The sequence below is a fragment of the Gloeothece verrucosa PCC 7822 genome (genome assembly GCF_000147335.1).
GTDB classification, from domain to species: domain Bacteria; phylum Cyanobacteriota; class Cyanobacteriia; order Cyanobacteriales; family Microcystaceae; genus Gloeothece; species Gloeothece verrucosa.
In genome coordinates this window covers 4,133,081-4,151,184 of the sequence record NC_014501.1, presented here as the reverse complement: position 1 = coordinate 4,151,184, position 18,104 = coordinate 4,133,081, and the positions used below count along the sequence as shown (strand labels likewise).

Here is an 18,104-nt window from a genome sequence, read left to right as displayed (position 1 = left end):
TTCGTTGTTGAAAGAGCTACAATAAACTAAATCCCATCTGACCAAAGTTAGAGAAAATAAAAATAGCACTGTATCAATAACCATGCCAGGTGATTATTACGAAATACTCGGTGTTTCTCGAGATGCCGATAAAGATGAGATAAAACGCGCTTACCGTCGTTTGGCTCGCAAATTCCATCCAGATGTCAACAAAGAACCCGGAGCAGAAGAACGTTTTAAAGAAATTAACCGCGCTTACGAAATCCTTTCAGAACCAGAAACTCGTGCCAGATATGACCGATTTGGGGAAGCCGGGGTTTCTTCAGGGGCAGGGGCAGGTTTTGATTATGGAGATATGGGCGGTATCGCTGATATTTTTGAAACCATTTTTAGTGGTTTCGGAGGTATGGGCACCGGAACGACATCAAGACGACGTACAGGGCCAGCCCGAGGCGATGACTTAAGACTAGATTTTAAGCTCAGTTTTCGAGAAGCCGTCTTTGGCGGTGAAAAGGAAATTCGCATTCGCCATTTAGAAAACTGTCAAATCTGTCAGGGAACAGGTGCTAAACCCGGTACAGGAGCTCGGTCTTGTTCAACTTGTAACGGTTCAGGCCAAGTTCGCCGGGCCACACGGACTCCCTTTGGAACCTTTGCTCAAGTTTCTGTTTGTCCTACCTGTAATGGTTCAGGTGAGGTAATCGAAGAAAAATGTGAAGCCTGTGGCGGTGCCGGACGCAAGCAAGAAACGAAAAAGCTCAAGATTACAGTGCCCGCCGGAGTCGATAATGGAACTCGTCTAAGAGTCTCTCGAGAAGGGGATGCCGGGGTTCGAGGCGGTCCGCCAGGAGACTTATATGTATACTTAAGTGTAGAAACTGATGAAGAATTTCAACGAGAAGGCGTTGATATCAAATCAGAAATTACCATTAGTTACCTACAGGCCATTCTCGGCTGCCGTTTAAAGGTAAATACAGTCGATGGTCCTGAAGAAATAACCATTGAACCAGGAACTCAACCCAATACGGTGTTAACTTTGGCCAATCGAGGAGTCCCCAAACTCGGAAACCCCGTCGCTAGAGGAGATCATCTCATTACCATTAATGTGTCTATTCCCACTCGGATTAATCCTGAAGAACGAGAGTTACTAGAAAAGCTGGCTAAAATCAAAGGGGATAGTCATGGAAAAGGCGGATTAGAAGGCTTTTTAGGAGGGCTATTTCATAAATGAGCCAGACAAATCTTGATCCCTCATCAATGAGTGCTTCCACTGCACTACTGGATTTACGGGGAACGCCTTGTCCGATTAATTTTGTACGGACAAAACTCAAGTTAGAAAAGATGCCGCCAGGGACTCTGTTAGAGGTTTGGCTAGACCCAGGAGAACCCATTGAACAAGTGCCAGAAAGTCTAACTATGGAGGGTTATCATATTGAAATGATCCAAGATAAAACCGAATTTTATGCCCTGATAGTACGTCGTTAATCCAGTGGTCAATCCCTTTGTGACAGAGGAAACTCAACCAGCATCCCTCCCGGCCGGACTGCTGGGTACAGTGGTAGCAGTCCAGGCAAATTTCTATCAAGTTCGTTTAGATTTAACCACAGCAGTAGAAAAATCCCAATGGGGGGAAACTCACCCCCTTCTACTCTGTACCCGTCGTACTCGCCTGAAAAAAATAGGGCAAAAAGTCATGGTAGGCGATCAGGTCTTGATAGAAGAAATAGACTTGGCTGATGGACGAGGAGCGATCGCCCAAGTCTTGCCGCGAAAAACCGAACTGCAACGACCGCCGGTAGCTAATGCCGAGCAAATAGTTTTAGTATTTGCCCTAGAAGAACCGAGTCTAGACCCTTGGCAGTTAAGCCGCTTTTTAGTCAAAGCTGAGTCTACCTCCCTAGAGATTTGTCTGTGTCTCAATAAAGCCGATTTAATTACCCCACACCAACAGCAGCAATGGCAAGAACGCCTACAGCAATGGGGATATGAGCCGGTGTTGATTAGTGTGGCGAAAAATACAGGTTTAGAGCAATTGCTGAAGCGTTTAAAAGGTAAGATTAGTATCTTAGCCGGACCTTCAGGAGTAGGAAAATCGAGTCTGATTAATAAATTGATTCCTGATGTTGAGCAACGAGTCAATCAAGTCTCGGGAAAACTGCAACGAGGCCGTCATACCACTCGCCATGTAGAATTGTTCCAGTTGCCCCTCGGCGGCTTATTAGCAGATACGCCTGGGTTTAATCAACCTGATTTAGATTGTGACCCAACCGAGTTGGCGTTTTATTTTCCTGAAGCGAAAAAGCGGCTCGAAAACGCTCACTGTCAGTTTAATGATTGTCTTCATCGAGATGAACCGAATTGTTTGGTGAGGGGAGATTGGGAACGATATGAGTATTATTTGAAGTTTTTAGAGGAAGTGATCGCTTTTACTGAAACTGTTAAACAATTGCCTGATCAAGAGTCAAATTTAAAGTTAAAAATTAAAGATTCAGGCCAAGAGCAATATGAACCGAAGTTAGAGAGTAAAAAATATCGCCGCGACTCGAGAAGGAAAAAGCATCAAAGTCTGCATCAAAAGTTTGAAAATCAAAGTTTAGAAGAGATAGAGGCTTATAATGTAGAAGACGATTGGTAAAGCCAAGTTAGCTCGGGCAAGAGGCAATAGTAAATGTAAAGATGTGGAGTTATGCTAGATTTAGCCAAGTTAGCCAGCCAAATTCCCGGAATTAGTCAACATTTTCAACGAGAAATGACGGCGAGTCGTCAAAGGTTAGAACGCGCTCAAGTTTTGATTCGACAGACTCATGCTAAACAACAAGATTTAATAGAACTCCATGAACAATGGCGCGATCGTCTGATCTTTTCCACCGCTACCCCCGTTGAACCCCTCGATACTCGCGTCCCCATTACTCCTGCTCCCTACAGTCATAGCGTTTTTGCCACCGATGGCTCTCAAATTTCCCCGTCTCATCATGAAATTGCCTACTGTTATTTGATTAATATCGGGCGCGTGATGCTTCATTATGGGCAAAATTTACATCCTCTCCTCGATAGTGTGCCCGAAGTTTACTATAAATCTGAAGATATTTATGTCGCTAAACAATGGGGTATTCGGGTAGAAGAATGGATGGGATATCGCCGCACGGTGCTAGAAAGTGAAATGTTAGCCGAAATGGCTTGCGGCTGGGTTAACCCTCCTGGACCTCACAGGGAACCCAATTTAGCACTGGTAGATGGGTCATTAGTCTATTGGTTTCTGGAAACCTTACCCCATGATGCCCGCGATCGCCTTTTACCCCCCATGCAAGCGGCTTGGTCACAGCTACAGGCGGCTAAAATTCCTATGATCGGTTATATCAGTGCTTCAAGAAGTTTAGAAGCCCTTAATTTTTTCCGCTTAAATGCTTGCCCCCATCCTACCCCTAATTGTATTGTCAATTGTTCTGATCTCCTCGACGCTCAAATGCCCTGTCAAGTGGTTAGCCCTCTGCGAGATGTGACACTATGGGCGTATTTATTAGAACCTGGACAACGCGGGCCTTTATGGCGCAGTCATGCGCGAATTCTCAATAGTTATGAGGAATGTCATCGGGTTTATTTTTGCTATGTCCATGTGGGTACAGAAATTGCTCGTGTAGAAATGCCGGCCTGGGTGGCTGAAGATTCGACTTTATTGGATCAAGCGTTGAGTCTGATGTTAGCTCAAGTTTATAAAGGCTATGGCTATCCTATCTCTTTATCCGAGGCCCATAACTATGCGGTAGTTAAAGCCGCCGATCGAGTTCGTTTTTTTGCCCTCCTAGAGCAAGAAATGCTCAAAGCCGGCTTGCGAAATGTGGGAACCTCTTATAAAGAAGCTCGCAAACGCGGCAGTATTGCCTGAAAATTTGACAACTATCTTAAGAGGGATTTTAAGATAATGTAGACAAAACTAGCAGCCATCATCCAGTATAATCTGGGCAAGGTGCATTATAACCAGAAAAACCCATGAAAATATCTTTAATTATTGCTTCATTGACCCTGATCAGCACGGTTGGGACTGTTCTACCTTTAAAAGCCCAAAATGTCGATCCGATTTCTACGATAGTGGCAAACTCTCCAACTCCAGTGACTAACATGACACCCAAAAATGCTAATCAGATTGCCGTTCAGATTACAGAAGGTGAATTTTCTTTTAGAGGGACTCTTCGCAGAACCTCCGGCAATATGTTTATGGCTGAAGATAGACAAGTTCGTGTGATGTATGATCGCGGTACGAGTCGCGTTGTTGTGATTAACAAGAAAACTGGAACCGAACTTTACAACTACAACTTCTCCATAGCCAATGAAGGGAGTTTATAAGCATTTTTTCAAGCTTAACTTGCCTTGGATCTAGCTCATTTTAGTTTAAAGGCTAATCAAGGTTACTGAAATATTACCCGAAAAACAGGTATCTACATCATCCCCAGAAATCCGTTCACGTTTGGCATATTCTCCCTGATAATAATACAACTCTCCCTCAACTCGATAATTAACTTGTAAAGGTCGAATTCCTAAAGGACAAAAAACGATTTCAGGTTCGGGTGAACCCGGTTCTAAATGAGGTAAATTCACATTCCAAAAACTATTAGGCGGCAGAGGACGATTAAATAATTCTTTTAATACTCTTGCGCTCCTTTGAGTTGCTATATCCCAATCTATCATTAAAGGGCGCTTAATCCAGTGAGAAATCGCTATGCCGGGAATACCATGTATAGCCGCTTCCCTAACTGCCGCCACTGTACCCGATATATACACATCTATTCCTAAATTTCCCCCGGCATTAATGCCTGATAATACCCATTTTACTTCTGGAACAATTTGAGTAATAGCAAGACGGGTACAATCTGCCGGTGTCCCTCCTACAGCATACTCGCTCTTAGAGCGTTTTTCTAAATGAATCGGTTTAAGGGTACTGACTTGATGTCCACAACCCGAATATTGTTCTTTTGGCGCAACGAGAATAATATTACCTTTATCCTCTACTGCCTTTTGTAATGCACGTATTCCGGGTGCGTCTATACCATCATCGTTGGTTAAAATAATTGTCACGTGGGTTCACTCCTTTGATGAATTGTTTATTGATTGTATTGAGTAAAATTCGATTTATGCAAGGGTTTATTCTAGACACTGCCTACCCAAATTTTAATTTTCAGGACAATTTTTGGGTTTTAACGCTTTAACAAACACATCATAATCTGCTTTCACTTGATCTGCATAATCAAAAGCTACTTTTTTAACTAACTCTCTAAATTCCTGATGATGATCCTTCGTCTGTTCATCCACCTGTTTATCGAAAGAATAAGGAATTATTCCCGCATCAAAATCTTTATCAGCACTAGCGTGATCTGTCGCTAATATTTTACCCCATTGTTTAGCTACTTCTTCAAAGCTAGAGCCTTCATTTAACTTTTCTGTATCAAGAGCTTTTTTGTAAGGAGATAATTCTCTCACTGAATAGTAACCATCAGAGAGTTTCAGCCAGCCGAGATAATCATCAGTATGTTTAACTAATGCCCGATAAGCAATCGCATGACGTTCAGCATCATTTTTAAAAGCCGCATCATATTTTTCTTGGTCTTTAAGCCTTAAATACTCATAAGCTGTTGGTCGGGATTGATATTTTACATCTAAAATTCTATCATCATTTAACGCTTTTGTTTCTCCTTCAATTAATACATAATAGCGAGGCACTCCTAATGACCCTAAACCAGCATTTAAGCGTTTGGCTACAGATTTTACCTTAAAATAGCTGGGATTATCACTGAGTTTACCTACAAGAGTTTTTCCATAAGCCGCCATTGCTTTTTGAATAACGTCTTCTTTTACGGTTAATTTTTCTAGTTTTTGATCTATTGCTTTAAACTGGGCTTTTCCTTCGGTATTTTCAACCCATTTATCCAGCATTTGTTGACGGGTTTGCTTCTGAGCTTTATTGAGTAATTTTTTAATCATTCCCTCAGTATTATCTTCAGTAAAATAAGTTTTGAGTTCATCATCGTTACCCCGGTAAGCGGCTAAAGTATTTAGATAAGTTTCTGTAAAGGCATCAACCACACTGGCGGCTTCTTCTTTTGATAAGTTATTGTCCCGTGCCACTAATATAATACTTGTGGCCATTCGCCAAAGATCTAACTGATAGTCGGCGATGAGAGATTCATCAAAATCATTAATATCAAAAACAATTTCTTCTAAATTATTGTTAAATGTTCCCAAGTTTTCAAGATGGAGGTCTCCTGATAGCCATATTTGGGTTTTAGAATTTCCAAAGTTTTTCAATCTGCTATCATTCGCTAAGTCTTCCCAAAATAAATAGTTAGTTGCTCGATAAAAAGGGAAAGGTGAATTAGATTCGGACATTTTACAATATTTATAAGTTAATAAATCTGGATTATTTTTTAGTAAAAATTGATTTTTAGTGGTTATTTCATTAATAATTTTTTCCGAACGATTAGTTCCAGCTAGACAAGGAAAGGCTATGCAAGTTAAACTGAGAATCAAAACTATATAAATCAATCCGAGTTTGAATTTTTCTCCTTTTGATAGAGGATAATTAGCGGTAGCGAAGGGGAAGTGTAAGGACAGATGAAAGGCGGATAAGATGAAGTGGCGTATTTTCATAGTTTGAGTAAGTTAGACTAGATAGATTTTATAATCTTAGCTAGACTGTTGAAAGAAGGCGGCAGAGGTTTATATTTTTTTAGCTTTAGTGGGATAAATGTTGAAATAAAAAGATCTCGTCTTTTTGATAGGTTAACTTAAATTTTGGGTTTTGTTGCAGCCGCCGAACAAAATTCATCACTAATTCTGGAGAACTTGACCAACCGGGATGACGTTGATCGAGTAAAATATAGTCAAATTGGTCTAATGGTAACGACTCTGAACCGGCGATAGCTAATTTAATTAAAGAACGATGGGTTAAATGAGGCGCAATGGGAGACGTGGTTAAAACACCTCCAGGGGTTTTTATTTGGGTGATGGCTTCTCGGGTGGCTTGCCAAGTGTCTAAGGATTTTAGGTATAATGAGCCAAAGTAACCATATTTAGCTAAAGCGAGAAATCCTACTAAGGCCCAGACTATCATCCATCGGGGTTTTTTGATCCATCCTTTGCCATGCGCTAAAGTAGTAATGACAGCCAGTAACAAAAAAGGAAGTATGGGTAAAGAGTATTGTTGAGTTAAATTTTTCTGTGCCGCGTAGTCTGTAATTAAATTTAATCCTAAAGCTGGAATGGCGGCAATAAGGGGAGTTAAATAACGGGGTGAAAGTCCCCAAATAACAGGGATAAAAAGTAAGATAAGATATTCTAAGTTAGGGAGGCTAAATAGTTTGCTTAAAACTAACCCAGGTTTAAGCAATAAGTTTAAAGCAATTTCTCCTAATGAGTTGCCTAAATAACTATATCGTTCATCGGCCATTTGTACCGCCGCATCTGTACCGGTAAAGTAAGGAATAATAATTTCAGTGGCAATTAAAAACCAAGCTATCCCTGCAATAATAGCAATTGTTCCACAAGTTCGTTTTTTTTCAAAGATTAATAACCAAATTCCCATTGCCGCCACAGTTAAAGCGAGAATAGCTTTACAACTGAGGATAATTATAATACTGACACAAAACCCGCCTACATAATTCAAACGTGCGGCTAATACTGCCAAAAAAATAGCCGGTACAGCAATAACTTCGGCATGAAAATCAAATAAATTAACGTTAAAAATTAGGGGATAGAGTAAGTAAACAATAGCTAAAGCGGTAGCTTGTTTTTCTTTTAACCCTGACTGTAGGGCAAGTTGAAAGAGGGGTAAAGCCGCTAAAGAAAGCGCAAACGCTTGGATAGCAAATAACCAATATACTGTAGGATAAATTTTATAAAGTAAGGCAATGGGATAAAAAATTAAAGCGGCATGATCTCCTAAAATATGAAAATCTACAAAAGATACAATAGGCGGCTTCCCTTGACTAATGAGATAAACACCTTGGTCAAACCATCCTAAATCTAAAGCATTTGATTGAAATAAAAGGTGTCTGATACTGCTGGCTAAAAACAGAATAATGCTGCTGATGATAATAATTGTAATGATTAAAGTATGGGATATAGAAGACTTTTGTTCAAGGGATTTAGTCTGCATACTTTTAGACGGTCATTCTCATGGTTTATCTAAGGTTTATAATTGAAAACCACATTCACATTGGCAACCATAAGCGCAATAAAAGCCATTATAGTGGTTATAGTTGTGATGCGCCGTGTTTTGTGTTTGGTGATTTCATCTAAAAAATAAACCAATAAAACCACACCAGTAGCCAGTATAAAATAATATTCCCCTTTACTAGAGGACAAAATCCATTTACCTATATTCATCTGAATACTCCAAACCCCCACAAATATAAAAATTAAACTGGCATTGAAAAAATCGGGTTGTTTGCGAAATTCCTCTAAATATAGACCAAGAGATAAAAACAAAAAAGGATAAAAAGGGATAGTATACCAAGCAAAATAGTGGCTTTGCGCTCCCGATGCCACTAGAAGTAATGAGTAGATTAAAATAGGGAGAGCAATTACTTGAGCCTTGATTTTTTCTCCTAATTTAAATACCGGAATAAGCGTCAACCAACTAAAACATAACCATCCATCTTCGAAAAAGACAGAGGGTAAAATGAGATATTTTAAAATGGCAAAATCCACAAAACGGTTGGTCTGTTCTTCCATGATTTTTTTAAACAACTCAAAATCATAAATCCAACCATATAAATAATATAACGAAAACCCCACAGCCCCAATTAGTAAAACGATTAAAGATTCTAGCCATTTTTTTTGATAGATTAATAAAACAATCAAAAAACACACTAAGAAAATCCCTGTTACTTTCACTAGAGGAGTGATGCCCGCTAAAATTGCCGCACTATAGAGATAGACTGATTTAGAAGTTTGATAGTATTCTAAAAATAAAAGAGTAACAACTAGGCTTAAAAATATAATAAGATTTTCACTAATGGCTAACCGGGAAAGATACACGGTATTGGGGTTAGTGGCAAAAATCAATGAAGAGATAACAGCAACATGAGTATTAAAGAGTTTTTTACCTAAAATATAAAAAAGAATAATGCTAACAATTCCCATCCATAAAGAAGGAATTCGCATGACAGTTAAAGAACAATCAAAAAACTCTTTTGCTCCTCCTAATATAGCTGTCATTCCAATCAGTAAACTAAATAAAGGAGGATGGTCAAACCAAGGAGTTACAATGCGATAACGAGAGCCTTTTTCTTCCCAATAAATAGTAGGAAAATCATCAGTAGGAGTTAACCAAGACCAACCTGTCGGGACATGATCTTGAATTAAACTCATCCCACTCCAAGCAAAAGCATATTCATCAGCAGTCCAATGATCCGGCGGGAAAGAATCATAATTATAAATTCTTAAGACAGCACCTAAAAGCGTAATTAAGACAGAGAAAATAGCATCTTGATAAGGAATTAAATTGTTAAGCCAGGATGGCAGCGATTTTGACATTGGTATAATTTTATAAAAGTTTTAAGTAAATTAATCTTAAAAGAGCTTAATCTACACGAGTGACCTCAAAAATTTTAAAATGTTCCCCACCCAAAGAATCTTTGACTGTATGAACTTCTTTGACATTATAGCCCGGTACGCCGACCACAGGTTTTTCATCAGGATAAACGATAAATAAAGACTGATCCGGTAATTTTTTATCAGGAGTAATCGTCATTAAGGTAAACTTGCCTAATGTATAATCTGGATCTTTTTCTGTTCTATTCCAAGGATGAGTCTTTAATTTTTGATATTCTTCAGGAGAAAATTTGCTATAAAAAGGAACAAGTACGCCATAAGAATGATCTTCAAATACCCAATCCGGTTTTCGTTTCATAATGACATGATTAATAGGACTCTTATTGGCATAAGTAATAGCTTCTCTCATGCCGTATTGCCACTCTCTTGTTACGTGAGATCCATAATCTATAAAGTAAATCTTGACTAGGATAGCTAACATAGAAACGAGTAACAGAGATAGAGTCACCGGAAAAACGTTGGCTGACTTAAATTTTTGTTCTAAAAGATTAATAATTTGTACCGTGCCATAACCCGAAATTAAAGCAAATAAAACACATCCTACAATTGAGCGAATGGCATGACCCCGGTTCGGTTAAGGCTGCTGGAAAAGGATAACATAGTAACCAGAGAATAAAAATATTTCTCGTTAGTCCCTTTTTCATTAAAATGGCTACCAGTCCAGCCAGTACAGTAATGATTTCAAAATAATATAATTGCCCTATATTAGAAGGATTATGTCGTAAATTACTATCCCCGGTAATAAATAGATAATTCGGATCGAAGTAACTGAAAAAGTTGACCAATATTTTTAAAGGTTCATTTTGTAATCCTACTTGATTTAACCTTGACATTCCTTCAGGAGACATCCAAAAAGTTAATAGAGGAATATAAATACAAGAAAATAATAAAATAGCCAGAAGCGTTTTGTCTTTGTGTTTCCACAAATGTTGCCAGTATAAAATACATAAGCCAATGAGAAACATACTCACAAATACTCTGGCTGAACTATAAGTCCAAAAGCTCAAGCCAAAGAAAAAGCCGCTTAAAACTAAATATTTTTCTTTTTTAAAACTTTTTAAGAACAATAACAAAGCCAGAGAAAATATACAGGGAAGTAAAATCGCTCTAAATCCAATTCTACTAAAATGAAAATGCCAAGGACTAAGGGTTAAAAATAAAGCCGACATGAAAGCGGCTCGTCTATCTTGTTCAAAAAGCTCTAGGGATAAATAATAAATAATAACAATCGTCGTTATTCCAATCAGAGCAGACGGCAAGCGAAAAGACCATTCACTCAGCCCAAATAGTTGAATAACAGGAATGGTTAAATAAACATAAACCGCTTCTCGATAATCATCAAAAGACCGCAGAAAAAGAGGCATAAACGCCCCATAACGATCCCGCAAAGTATGAATAATTGAGTAAGCATCATAGCCTTTAGAAGCCTCATCTACAAAAAAACCATTGGGGATTGCTCCTAATAAGAATAATCTTAAAAAAGCCCCCAGGAACAAAATTAGTAATAAGGCCGTCAGAGGATTACTTTTAAAATATTTATAAATAGAAGTCATCATTAAATCTAGTCAGTATTTAATTGATAGCATTTACCCATACAAATACACATTTGTCAAGAAAATTTGAATAAATCTCTCAAAAATGTTATCCTATGTACCTGGACAAAATAATAGTTAACTGTGTGAGTAAGGAACACCGTATCTGGGAACAGGGAACAGCACAGGCTTTCAACTGTTTTACATTTTTTAACACAGAGTGCTTTATTGATGTCCAGATAGTTAGACCCCATTAAGTAAACAGTCAAACTTAAAACGAGTGAAGGTGTAGGAGTGAGTAACAGCAAAAAATATCAGCTTAAGAGTTTAACTCGAAGGCACTTATTAAAAATAGTAAGTTTTATGGGGAGCGGACTAGCCATCAGTGCTTTAGGCACAAGTCGATTAAATAGGGCTGCTTCCAAAAACCCCCCATCAGAACAAGAAAGTTCTATAACTGACTCTCAATTGCTGAGTTTAAACGCTACAACAGCCAAAACAATAGAACCCATTGCTACCAATTTTGAAACTATCACCCTAGATCCAGGCGGTCAAATTATCAGCCGCCCTCAAAAACAAGCCCAATATTTTCTCGAAAATCTCTCTCAAGGGATCGCTTTAGAAATGATAGTTATCCCGAGTGGTACGTTTTTGATGGGAGCAGCAGAAGGCGAAAAATCCAGCTATACCGATAGTGATAAACCGCAGCATAGCGTCAGCGTTAACTCGTTTTATATAGGAAAATATCCCATTACCCAGGCACAATGGAGAGTGATCGCTTCTCTGCCTAAAATTGAGCGCGACTTAAACCCAGATCCTTCTCATTTTAAAGGAGATGACTTACCCGTCGAGCGAGTCTCTTGGTATGAGGCACAGGAATTTTGCGCCCGACTCACTCAATATAGCGGCAAAAAATATCAGCTACCGAGTGAAGCCCAGTGGGAATATGCTTGTCGTGGGGGAACTACAACCCCTTTTTATTTCGGGCCGACTATTACCGGTCAAGTGGCTAATTATTTAGCCTCTGAAGGGCCTTATGCCGTTGAAGCTACAGGAGAATTTCGCAAAAGTACCACTCGAGTCGGAAGTTTTCCCCCCAATAATTTTGGACTCTACGATCTTCATGGCGGTGTGTATGAATGGTGTGCAGATCCCTGGCATAAAAACTATGACGGGGCCCCCACTGATGATAGTGTTTGGCTTTCAGACAACGCAAAAGATAACCGTTATCGCATTTTACGAGGAGGGGGTTGGGCTACCGAAGCAAGGCAATGTCGATCAGCCCAGCGTACCCGTTTCGGTCCCGATAACAAGTACAGTACCATCGGGTTTCGCGTGGTGGTTATTCCCGCTTAGGTAAAGCTTTTTTAATACCAGGAAACTTGTTAAGCCCTTTGAGAGGTCTTAGCTGAAAAAACTTGATGAGAAATAGTAATAATGACACTTCTTCCGACAAAAACGCTCATAAAAACACCTCATGGTTCTTTGACCATACCGGCTTGTCCCCCTGATAACCAGACTCGGGTTCAATTTTCTTTAATTATCCCCACCTACAACGAAAGCCGCAATATTAAAGATCTGATTGTTTTATTAACTCGCATCCTTGATCCTGTCTTGTCTAACAATTATGAATTAATAATTGTGGATGATAATAGTCCTGATCGCACCTGGGAAGTTGCCCAGACTCTGACTCAGACTTACCCTCAAGTGCAAGTGATGCGCCGCCAAAATGAAAAAGGGCTTTCTTCGGCTGTCATTCGGGGATGGCAAGCGGCTAGAGGAGACATTTTAGGGGTAATAGACGCAGATCTTCAGCATCCTCCCGAAATTTTATTAAAACTGTTAAATAAGATTCAACAAGGGGCAGATTTAGCGGTAGCTAGTCGTCACGTTGAGGGAGGGGGAGTCAGTGAATGGAGTATTCTCAGACGGTTTTTGTCTCGAGGGGCCCAACTGTTAGGATTAATTATTTTACCTCGTGTAGTAGGACGGGTTAGTGATCCCATGAGTGGCTATTTTATGGTACGCCGCTCCTCTATTGCTGGTCCTATTTTAAACCCTTTAGGATATAAAATTCTCTTAGAAGTTATTGGGCGCGGAAATATTGAAAACATTGCCGAAGCGGGTTATGTTTTTCAGGAAAGACAAGAGGGAGAAAGTAAAGTCACTTGGAAGCAATATCTAGAGTATATATTGCATTTGTTGCGCTTACGTTCTCGGGGAAGAATTGAAAAACTCACACAACGGTTTAATTTTCCCGTTGGTCGTTTTGTTCGCTTTGGGTTAGTGGGGTTGAGTGGGGTTTTTGTGGATATGAGCCTATTTTATCTCCTTAGCGATCCTTCTGCCCTAGGATGGGGATTGACTCGCAGTAAAATTATTGCTGCCGAAGTGGCCATTATTAATAATTTTTTGTGGAATGACCGTTGGACTTTTGGAGATCTTTCCAGTCAGCAAAGAGGATGGGGTAAACGGTTAAAGCGGCTCCTCAAATTTAATGTTATTTGTTTAGCCGGTTTAGTGTTGAATGTTCTCCTGTTAAATCTGCTGTTTAATGTTTTTGGAATTAACCGCTATCTGGCTAATTTCCTTGCCATCGGTCTTGTGACCCTCTGGAATTTCTGGGTAAACCTTAAGCTCAGTTGGCGAGTTACTGAAGTTAAATAACAGGAAAAAACTGATGACTGATGAAGTGTGGGCGTAAGCGTTGCGCCCCGACTGACTCGATTATTCCCCTAAATACGCTTCTAAAACTTCTGAATTTTGCTGAATTTCTTCGGGAGTTCCATTAGCTAGATTCGTGCCTTCAGCTAACACCCAAACATGATGACATAAAGACATAATCACATCCATATTATGTTCAATAATTAAAAAAGAAATGCCCTCTTTATTCCACGTCAAAATATGTTCACAAATTTGACCAATGAGAGTAGGATTAACCCCGGCGGCTGGCTCATCGAGTAAAATTAATTTGGGATGAGTCATTAAAGCCCTAGCCATTTCTAATAACTTTCGTTGTCCTCCCGATAAAGCCCCCGCATAGTCATAAGCTTTGGCGGCTAATCCAACGGAGTCTAAAATAGCCATCGCTTTTTCTCGATTTTCTCGTTCTTCTTGTCGGACTTGTTTTGATTTAAGCCAAAGCTGCATAAAATTCTCTCCCGTCTGTTTTTGGGTGGCTAATAACATATTTTCTAAAACCGATAACCGAGAAAGAACTCGCGCCACTTGAAAAGTCCGCACGCATCCTAACAGCGCAATTTGATGAGGTAATAAAGTATGAATAGGATGCTGATCAAAAATTACTTGTCCGGCATCGGGACGAATAAAATTAGATAATAAGTTAAATAAAGTGGTTTTTCCCGCACCATTAGGGCCAATTAACCCCGTAATACTCCCTTGTTGGACTTCTATTCGCGCATTATTCACCGCCCGAATTCCCCCAAAGTGTTTACATAATCCTTGGGCGGAAAGGATAGGGGTTGTAGACCGAGACTCAGTAACTTCCATTTAAAATTAAGTTGAAACTATCGATTTAAGGTTAATTCTTCTTTTTTACCTAGGATACCTTGAGGTCGCCAAATCATCAGCACCATCAAAATTAAACCAATAACCATAATGCGAAATGCGCCTTCTTGAGAACTATCAAAATTTCCGATGTGCGGCAATACAAAGCGCGTGATAGAATCATAAGCCCAAAAAATAATCGCGCCTAGTAGGGTGCCTGCATTAGTTCCTGCCCCTCCTAAAACAACGATAATCCAAGCATAAAACGTTAATAACGGTTCAAAATTAGTCGGATAAATCGTGGTGATCTGCCAGGCAAAAAATGCCCCCGCTAAACCGGCAATGGCTCCCCCTAACATTAATGCCTGTAATTTATACCAAAAAACATTTTTTCCCAAGGCTTTTGGCACTTGTTCATCTTCTCGGATCGCTTTTAATACCCTTCCCCAAGGCGAGCGGACTAAAAATTCTAATCCCCAATAGGTGGCGGCTAACACCAGCAAAATTAATAACATTAAGCCGGCTTGATAGCGATAATTCGATAAAGCGATCACCCCATTGACATAAACCACCACCATTAAACCGGTGGCAATTATTCCCCAAATAATCAGACTGATAGGTTTTGTCGGTTGATAGCTTTTATCTCTAATTTCTTGATATGATCGCCACTGACTTGATAAAGCTCGCCACAGTTGCCACTCTGCCCAAACTGCCAGTAAGGTTAAGATAGCGATCATCACTAGCTTAGAGACAGAATTGGGTTCAAAGTTCATCGGTAAGGGATAACGCTGAATGCCAAAAGATCCCTCTCTCCATTGTCCAGAATCAGTGAGCCATTTTTCATTGTTGACTACCAGACGCAGTAATTCTGATACGCCAATGGTTACAATGGCTAAGTAATCTTCTCTTAATCGTAAGGTAGAAGACCCAATTAAAAGACCCAGTATTGCCGCCAGCACTAGGCCAACAGCCACAGCAATAATAATCGGTACTCCTAATAAGCTTAATTGGGCCGTCGCATAAGCTCCCAAGGTCATGAAGGCTACATGACCAAAGTTAATTAAGCCGCTAAAGCCCCACTGTAAATTTAATCCTAGAGCAAATAAGCTATAAATCGCAGCAGAGTTAATCAGAGTGACAAGATACTCAACCATTTAATGTTTTAAATCCATCAGACTACAGGAAGGGGGCGATTTGATTTTACCCTAATCATAGTCATTAGTCATTAGTCATTAGTCTTCCCCCTTTCCCCATTTTCTACTCCCGACTTTCTAAGTACCTGGACATAAATAAAGCACTCTGTACCCGTGAAATGTAAAACTATCCGAACTCTTACCCATTGTCCTTTCCCCCTTCCCCATTCCCCAATCTCACAGTTAACTTTATTTATGTCCGACTACTTAATTAGTGGGCCAAGACAAAATCTACTTCATTTGCGCCTTGGGTTTGTCCTTGACCTTGTGTGAGTTTTTTTCCATTGACTTCTACCGCAAAAGGCGTTGAGGATAAATTGATATTGTAATCAGTTTGTTGTGGGGTATAGCCTACACTGGCCAACATTTTCCGTTGACCTTCATCGTTATATATAAACCCTAACATCTGATTTTTATTGTGTTTATTATCCTGCGCCCAAATGACCATATATTGTTTTCCCTGATAGTCAAATACTTTTGGCGGTCGGTTGGGAACGTAGCGCCCGGGTTCGCCAAAGCTTTGATCGAGAAAGTTTTGTACTGAAGATTGTTCTACTGTGGCATAGGCCACTTCATCGGCTGAGGTCGCTTGGGCATCTCCTTGGTGAGAGTCTACCACTTGTTCTTTGCCTCGGTTACGAAAATAATCAGCCGCTAATTTAGTCCCGATTGCCCCCACTGTAACGATTCCAGCACCAGCTAAGATATTACGCAGTCTATGATTCATGGTTTTCCCTCTTGATGATTACTATGGCAGGCTTTTCTCCTACTCTTTTCTATTTTTACCTTAATTCTTTAGTCCTCTATATCATACTTTGGACATAATATGTCACTTTAATAACATTTTTTTATAAAAAGTTGATTAAAATTTGAATAAAGAAACATAAATTTACAGAAAGACGAAAAAAAATGGGTTTAGCAAAAACGATTTCTCGGGTTGAACTCGAATCGATTCAGAGCGGCATGACTCAATTTTATACGCCTCAATCTAGCCACGAAACTATATTAGTGCAGATTCCGCCTCATACCGTTGAGGACTTATTTGTTCATCGGTTTCAAACTGACCAATTATTAGTAGTACGAGGCAGTTTTGTCTTAGTGATTTTGCAAAATCGGCAATATCGCTATATTCCTTTAAGTGAACACAAACCTCAAGTGGTGACTATTCCTAGAGGGGTAGTTCATGGAGCAATTAATCTGAGTAATACTCCTTGTTTTGTGGTTAATGCGGTGCTTCGTCATGGAGCCGTTGATCCAAAAGATTATCAACCTCGTAAACGTCCGTTTCCCTATGATTTACAAGCGGCTGGGGCGGCGTTAAAGCAATTTGAATCTACTGAATATTCTCAGCTAATTGGATAGAAATCAAATCTAAAAATGTCTAACAATCAGCTTTAATTGTCTTTCAGAGTAGAGACGTTGCATTCAACATCTCTACCCTCAGATTTAATGCTGTTTTCGCTTAAGGATTTTTGAGCTAAAAATGGTCTTTTTTACCGCGCAAGCGCCCAAAGACTTGCACAGCATCATCACTGTTCATGGCTGACTGAATGGCAGGACTATCCCAACGTAAGAAAGGGTTAGTTAACTTTTCTATACCTAACAGTGAGGGAACAGTGGCTTCTCCTTGAGAACGGGCCATTTGAACTTGAGAATAACGATTTTGTAGGTCGGAATTTTCCGGTTCCACCGTCAGGGCAAATTTAAGGTTATTGAGAGTATATTCATGGGCGCACCACACCCGAGTATGATCCGGTAAAGCTCGTAATTTACCAATGGAGTCCACCATCTGAGCGGGAGTTCCTTCAAATAAGCGGCCACAACCTCCAGCAAAAATCGTATCCCCACAAAATAACTCTCCGGTATCTTGCCCTTCAGTGGGCGGAAAATAATAAGCAATATGGGCTTTAGTATGACCGGGGACGAAAAAGACCTCCGCTTCTCGATGAGCAAATTTGACCCGATCACCTTCAGTTAAAAAAACCTGTTGTCCAGGTATGCGGCCTCGATCTTGCTCGCCGCCATAGACAGTTAGATCAGGAAAATGCTGCATTAATTCTCGGTTACCCCCAACATGGTCCTGATGGTGATGAGTATTGAAAATAGCCACTAAAGAGGCCCCTAATTCCTTTAGGCACTCTAACACCGGTTGGGGTTGGGCAGGATCGACAACGGCGGCTATATTTTCTTGAGGATCATGCAAAAGAAAAATATAATTATCAGAAAGAGCCGGTAAACGTAAAATTTTCATAGCACCAAATTCTCCTTTAGGTCAATTAGGTGATGG

General features: G+C 39.9%; 18 protein-coding genes. 8 read left to right on the top strand and 10 right to left on the bottom strand.

Annotation, left to right across the window (positions count from 1 at the left end; genetic code table 11):
• Positions 1–82 precede the first annotated feature (82 nt).
• The 5 genes from dnaJ (at position 83) to CYAN7822_RS18330 (ending at position 4,320) form a co-directional block, all read left to right on the top strand.
• Positions 83–1,210, top strand: a complete 1,128-nt coding sequence (gene dnaJ / locus CYAN7822_RS18350; RefSeq protein WP_013323754.1) for a molecular chaperone DnaJ — start codon at positions 83–85, stop codon at positions 1,208–1,210.
• On the top strand, positions 1,207–1,464 hold the full coding sequence (locus CYAN7822_RS18345) for a sulfurtransferase TusA family protein (RefSeq protein ID WP_013323753.1): 258 nt from the start codon (positions 1,207–1,209) through the stop codon (positions 1,462–1,464). The genes dnaJ and CYAN7822_RS18345 overlap by 4 nt, the downstream gene beginning before the upstream one ends.
• Positions 1,465–1,468: 4 nt before the next feature.
• Positions 1,469–2,614, top strand: a complete 1,146-nt coding sequence (rsgA, locus tag CYAN7822_RS18340; protein WP_013323752.1) for a small ribosomal subunit biogenesis GTPase RsgA — start codon at positions 1,469–1,471, stop codon at positions 2,612–2,614.
• Between the two features lie 51 nt (positions 2,615–2,665).
• On the top strand, positions 2,666–3,862 hold the full coding sequence (locus CYAN7822_RS18335; RefSeq protein WP_013323751.1) for a DNA double-strand break repair nuclease NurA: 1,197 nt from the start codon (positions 2,666–2,668) through the stop codon (positions 3,860–3,862).
• Between the two features lie 104 nt (positions 3,863–3,966).
• Positions 3,967–4,320 carry a hypothetical protein gene (locus CYAN7822_RS18330; RefSeq protein WP_013323750.1) on the top strand — a complete coding sequence of 118 codons (354 nt, stop codon included), beginning with the start codon at positions 3,967–3,969 and terminating at the stop codon, positions 4,318–4,320.
• A gap of 45 nt (positions 4,321–4,365) precedes the next feature.
• Here the strand turns inward: CYAN7822_RS18330 and surE are convergent, their stop codons facing one another.
• The 6 genes from surE to CYAN7822_RS18300 all read right to left on the bottom strand — a co-directional run bounded on the left by surE (position 4,366) and on the right by CYAN7822_RS18300 (position 11,141).
• Positions 4,366–5,049, bottom strand: coding sequence for a 5'/3'-nucleotidase SurE (gene surE, locus CYAN7822_RS18325; protein WP_013323749.1), 684 nt, complete (start codon positions 5,047–5,049; stop codon positions 4,366–4,368).
• Positions 5,050–5,142: 93 nt separating this feature from the next.
• The gene (locus tag CYAN7822_RS18320) at positions 5,143–6,618 is read right to left on the bottom strand and encodes a DUF2252 domain-containing protein (RefSeq protein ID WP_013323748.1); all 1,476 of its coding nucleotides are present in this window, start codon (positions 6,616–6,618) and stop codon (positions 5,143–5,145) included.
• Between the two features lie 85 nt (positions 6,619–6,703).
• Positions 6,704–8,125 (bottom strand): DUF2079 domain-containing protein, encoded by a 1,422-nt coding sequence (locus tag CYAN7822_RS18315; RefSeq protein ID WP_013323747.1) that lies wholly within the window; start codon positions 8,123–8,125, stop codon positions 6,704–6,706.
• 29 nt (positions 8,126–8,154) lie between these two features.
• Complete coding sequence (locus CYAN7822_RS18310) at positions 8,155–9,507, bottom strand: ArnT family glycosyltransferase (protein WP_013323746.1); 1,353 nt, start codon at positions 9,505–9,507, stop codon at positions 8,155–8,157.
• Positions 9,508–9,553: 46 nt separating this feature from the next.
• Complete coding sequence (locus CYAN7822_RS34670; RefSeq protein ID WP_013323745.1) at positions 9,554–10,033, bottom strand: hypothetical protein; 480 nt, start codon at positions 10,031–10,033, stop codon at positions 9,554–9,556.
• A 40-nt stretch (positions 10,034–10,073) separates the two neighbouring features.
• Positions 10,074–11,141, bottom strand: coding sequence for an ArnT family glycosyltransferase (locus CYAN7822_RS18300; RefSeq protein WP_013323744.1), 1,068 nt, complete (start codon positions 11,139–11,141; stop codon positions 10,074–10,076).
• Between the two features lie 339 nt (positions 11,142–11,480).
• On the opposite strand from CYAN7822_RS18300, the gene CYAN7822_RS18295 reads away from it, so the two are divergent.
• Positions 11,481–12,473, top strand: coding sequence for a formylglycine-generating enzyme family protein (locus CYAN7822_RS18295; RefSeq protein ID WP_013323743.1), 993 nt, complete (start codon positions 11,481–11,483; stop codon positions 12,471–12,473).
• A gap of 81 nt (positions 12,474–12,554) precedes the next feature.
• Positions 12,555–13,784: a glycosyltransferase gene (locus CYAN7822_RS18290; RefSeq protein ID WP_013323742.1), complete on the top strand. Its 1,230-nt coding sequence runs from the start codon at positions 12,555–12,557 to the stop codon at positions 13,782–13,784.
• A gap of 60 nt (positions 13,785–13,844) precedes the next feature.
• Here CYAN7822_RS18290 and CYAN7822_RS18285 read toward each other — a convergent pair whose 3' ends face one another.
• The 3 genes from CYAN7822_RS18285 to CYAN7822_RS18275 all read right to left on the bottom strand — a co-directional run bounded on the left by CYAN7822_RS18285 (position 13,845) and on the right by CYAN7822_RS18275 (position 16,544).
• Entirely contained in the window at positions 13,845–14,627 is a 783-nt protein-coding gene (locus tag CYAN7822_RS18285; RefSeq protein ID WP_013323741.1) for an ABC transporter ATP-binding protein, read from the bottom strand.
• A gap of 17 nt (positions 14,628–14,644) precedes the next feature.
• On the bottom strand, positions 14,645–15,778 hold the full coding sequence (locus CYAN7822_RS18280; RefSeq protein WP_013323740.1) for a branched-chain amino acid ABC transporter permease: 1,134 nt from the start codon (positions 15,776–15,778) through the stop codon (positions 14,645–14,647).
• A 250-nt stretch (positions 15,779–16,028) separates the two neighbouring features.
• On the bottom strand, positions 16,029–16,544 hold the full coding sequence (locus CYAN7822_RS18275) for a hypothetical protein (protein ID WP_013323739.1): 516 nt from the start codon (positions 16,542–16,544) through the stop codon (positions 16,029–16,031).
• Between the two features lie 182 nt (positions 16,545–16,726).
• Here CYAN7822_RS18275 and CYAN7822_RS18270 point away from each other — a divergent pair, with 182 nt between their 5' ends.
• The gene (locus CYAN7822_RS18270) at positions 16,727–17,179 is read left to right on the top strand and encodes a cupin domain-containing protein (protein WP_013323738.1); all 453 of its coding nucleotides are present in this window, start codon (positions 16,727–16,729) and stop codon (positions 17,177–17,179) included.
• 115 nt (positions 17,180–17,294) lie between these two features.
• Here CYAN7822_RS18270 and gloB read toward each other — a convergent pair whose 3' ends face one another.
• The gene (gloB, locus tag CYAN7822_RS18265) at positions 17,295–18,068 is read right to left on the bottom strand and encodes a hydroxyacylglutathione hydrolase (RefSeq protein ID WP_013323737.1); all 774 of its coding nucleotides are present in this window, start codon (positions 18,066–18,068) and stop codon (positions 17,295–17,297) included.
• Between the last annotated feature and the right edge of the window lie 36 nt (positions 18,069–18,104).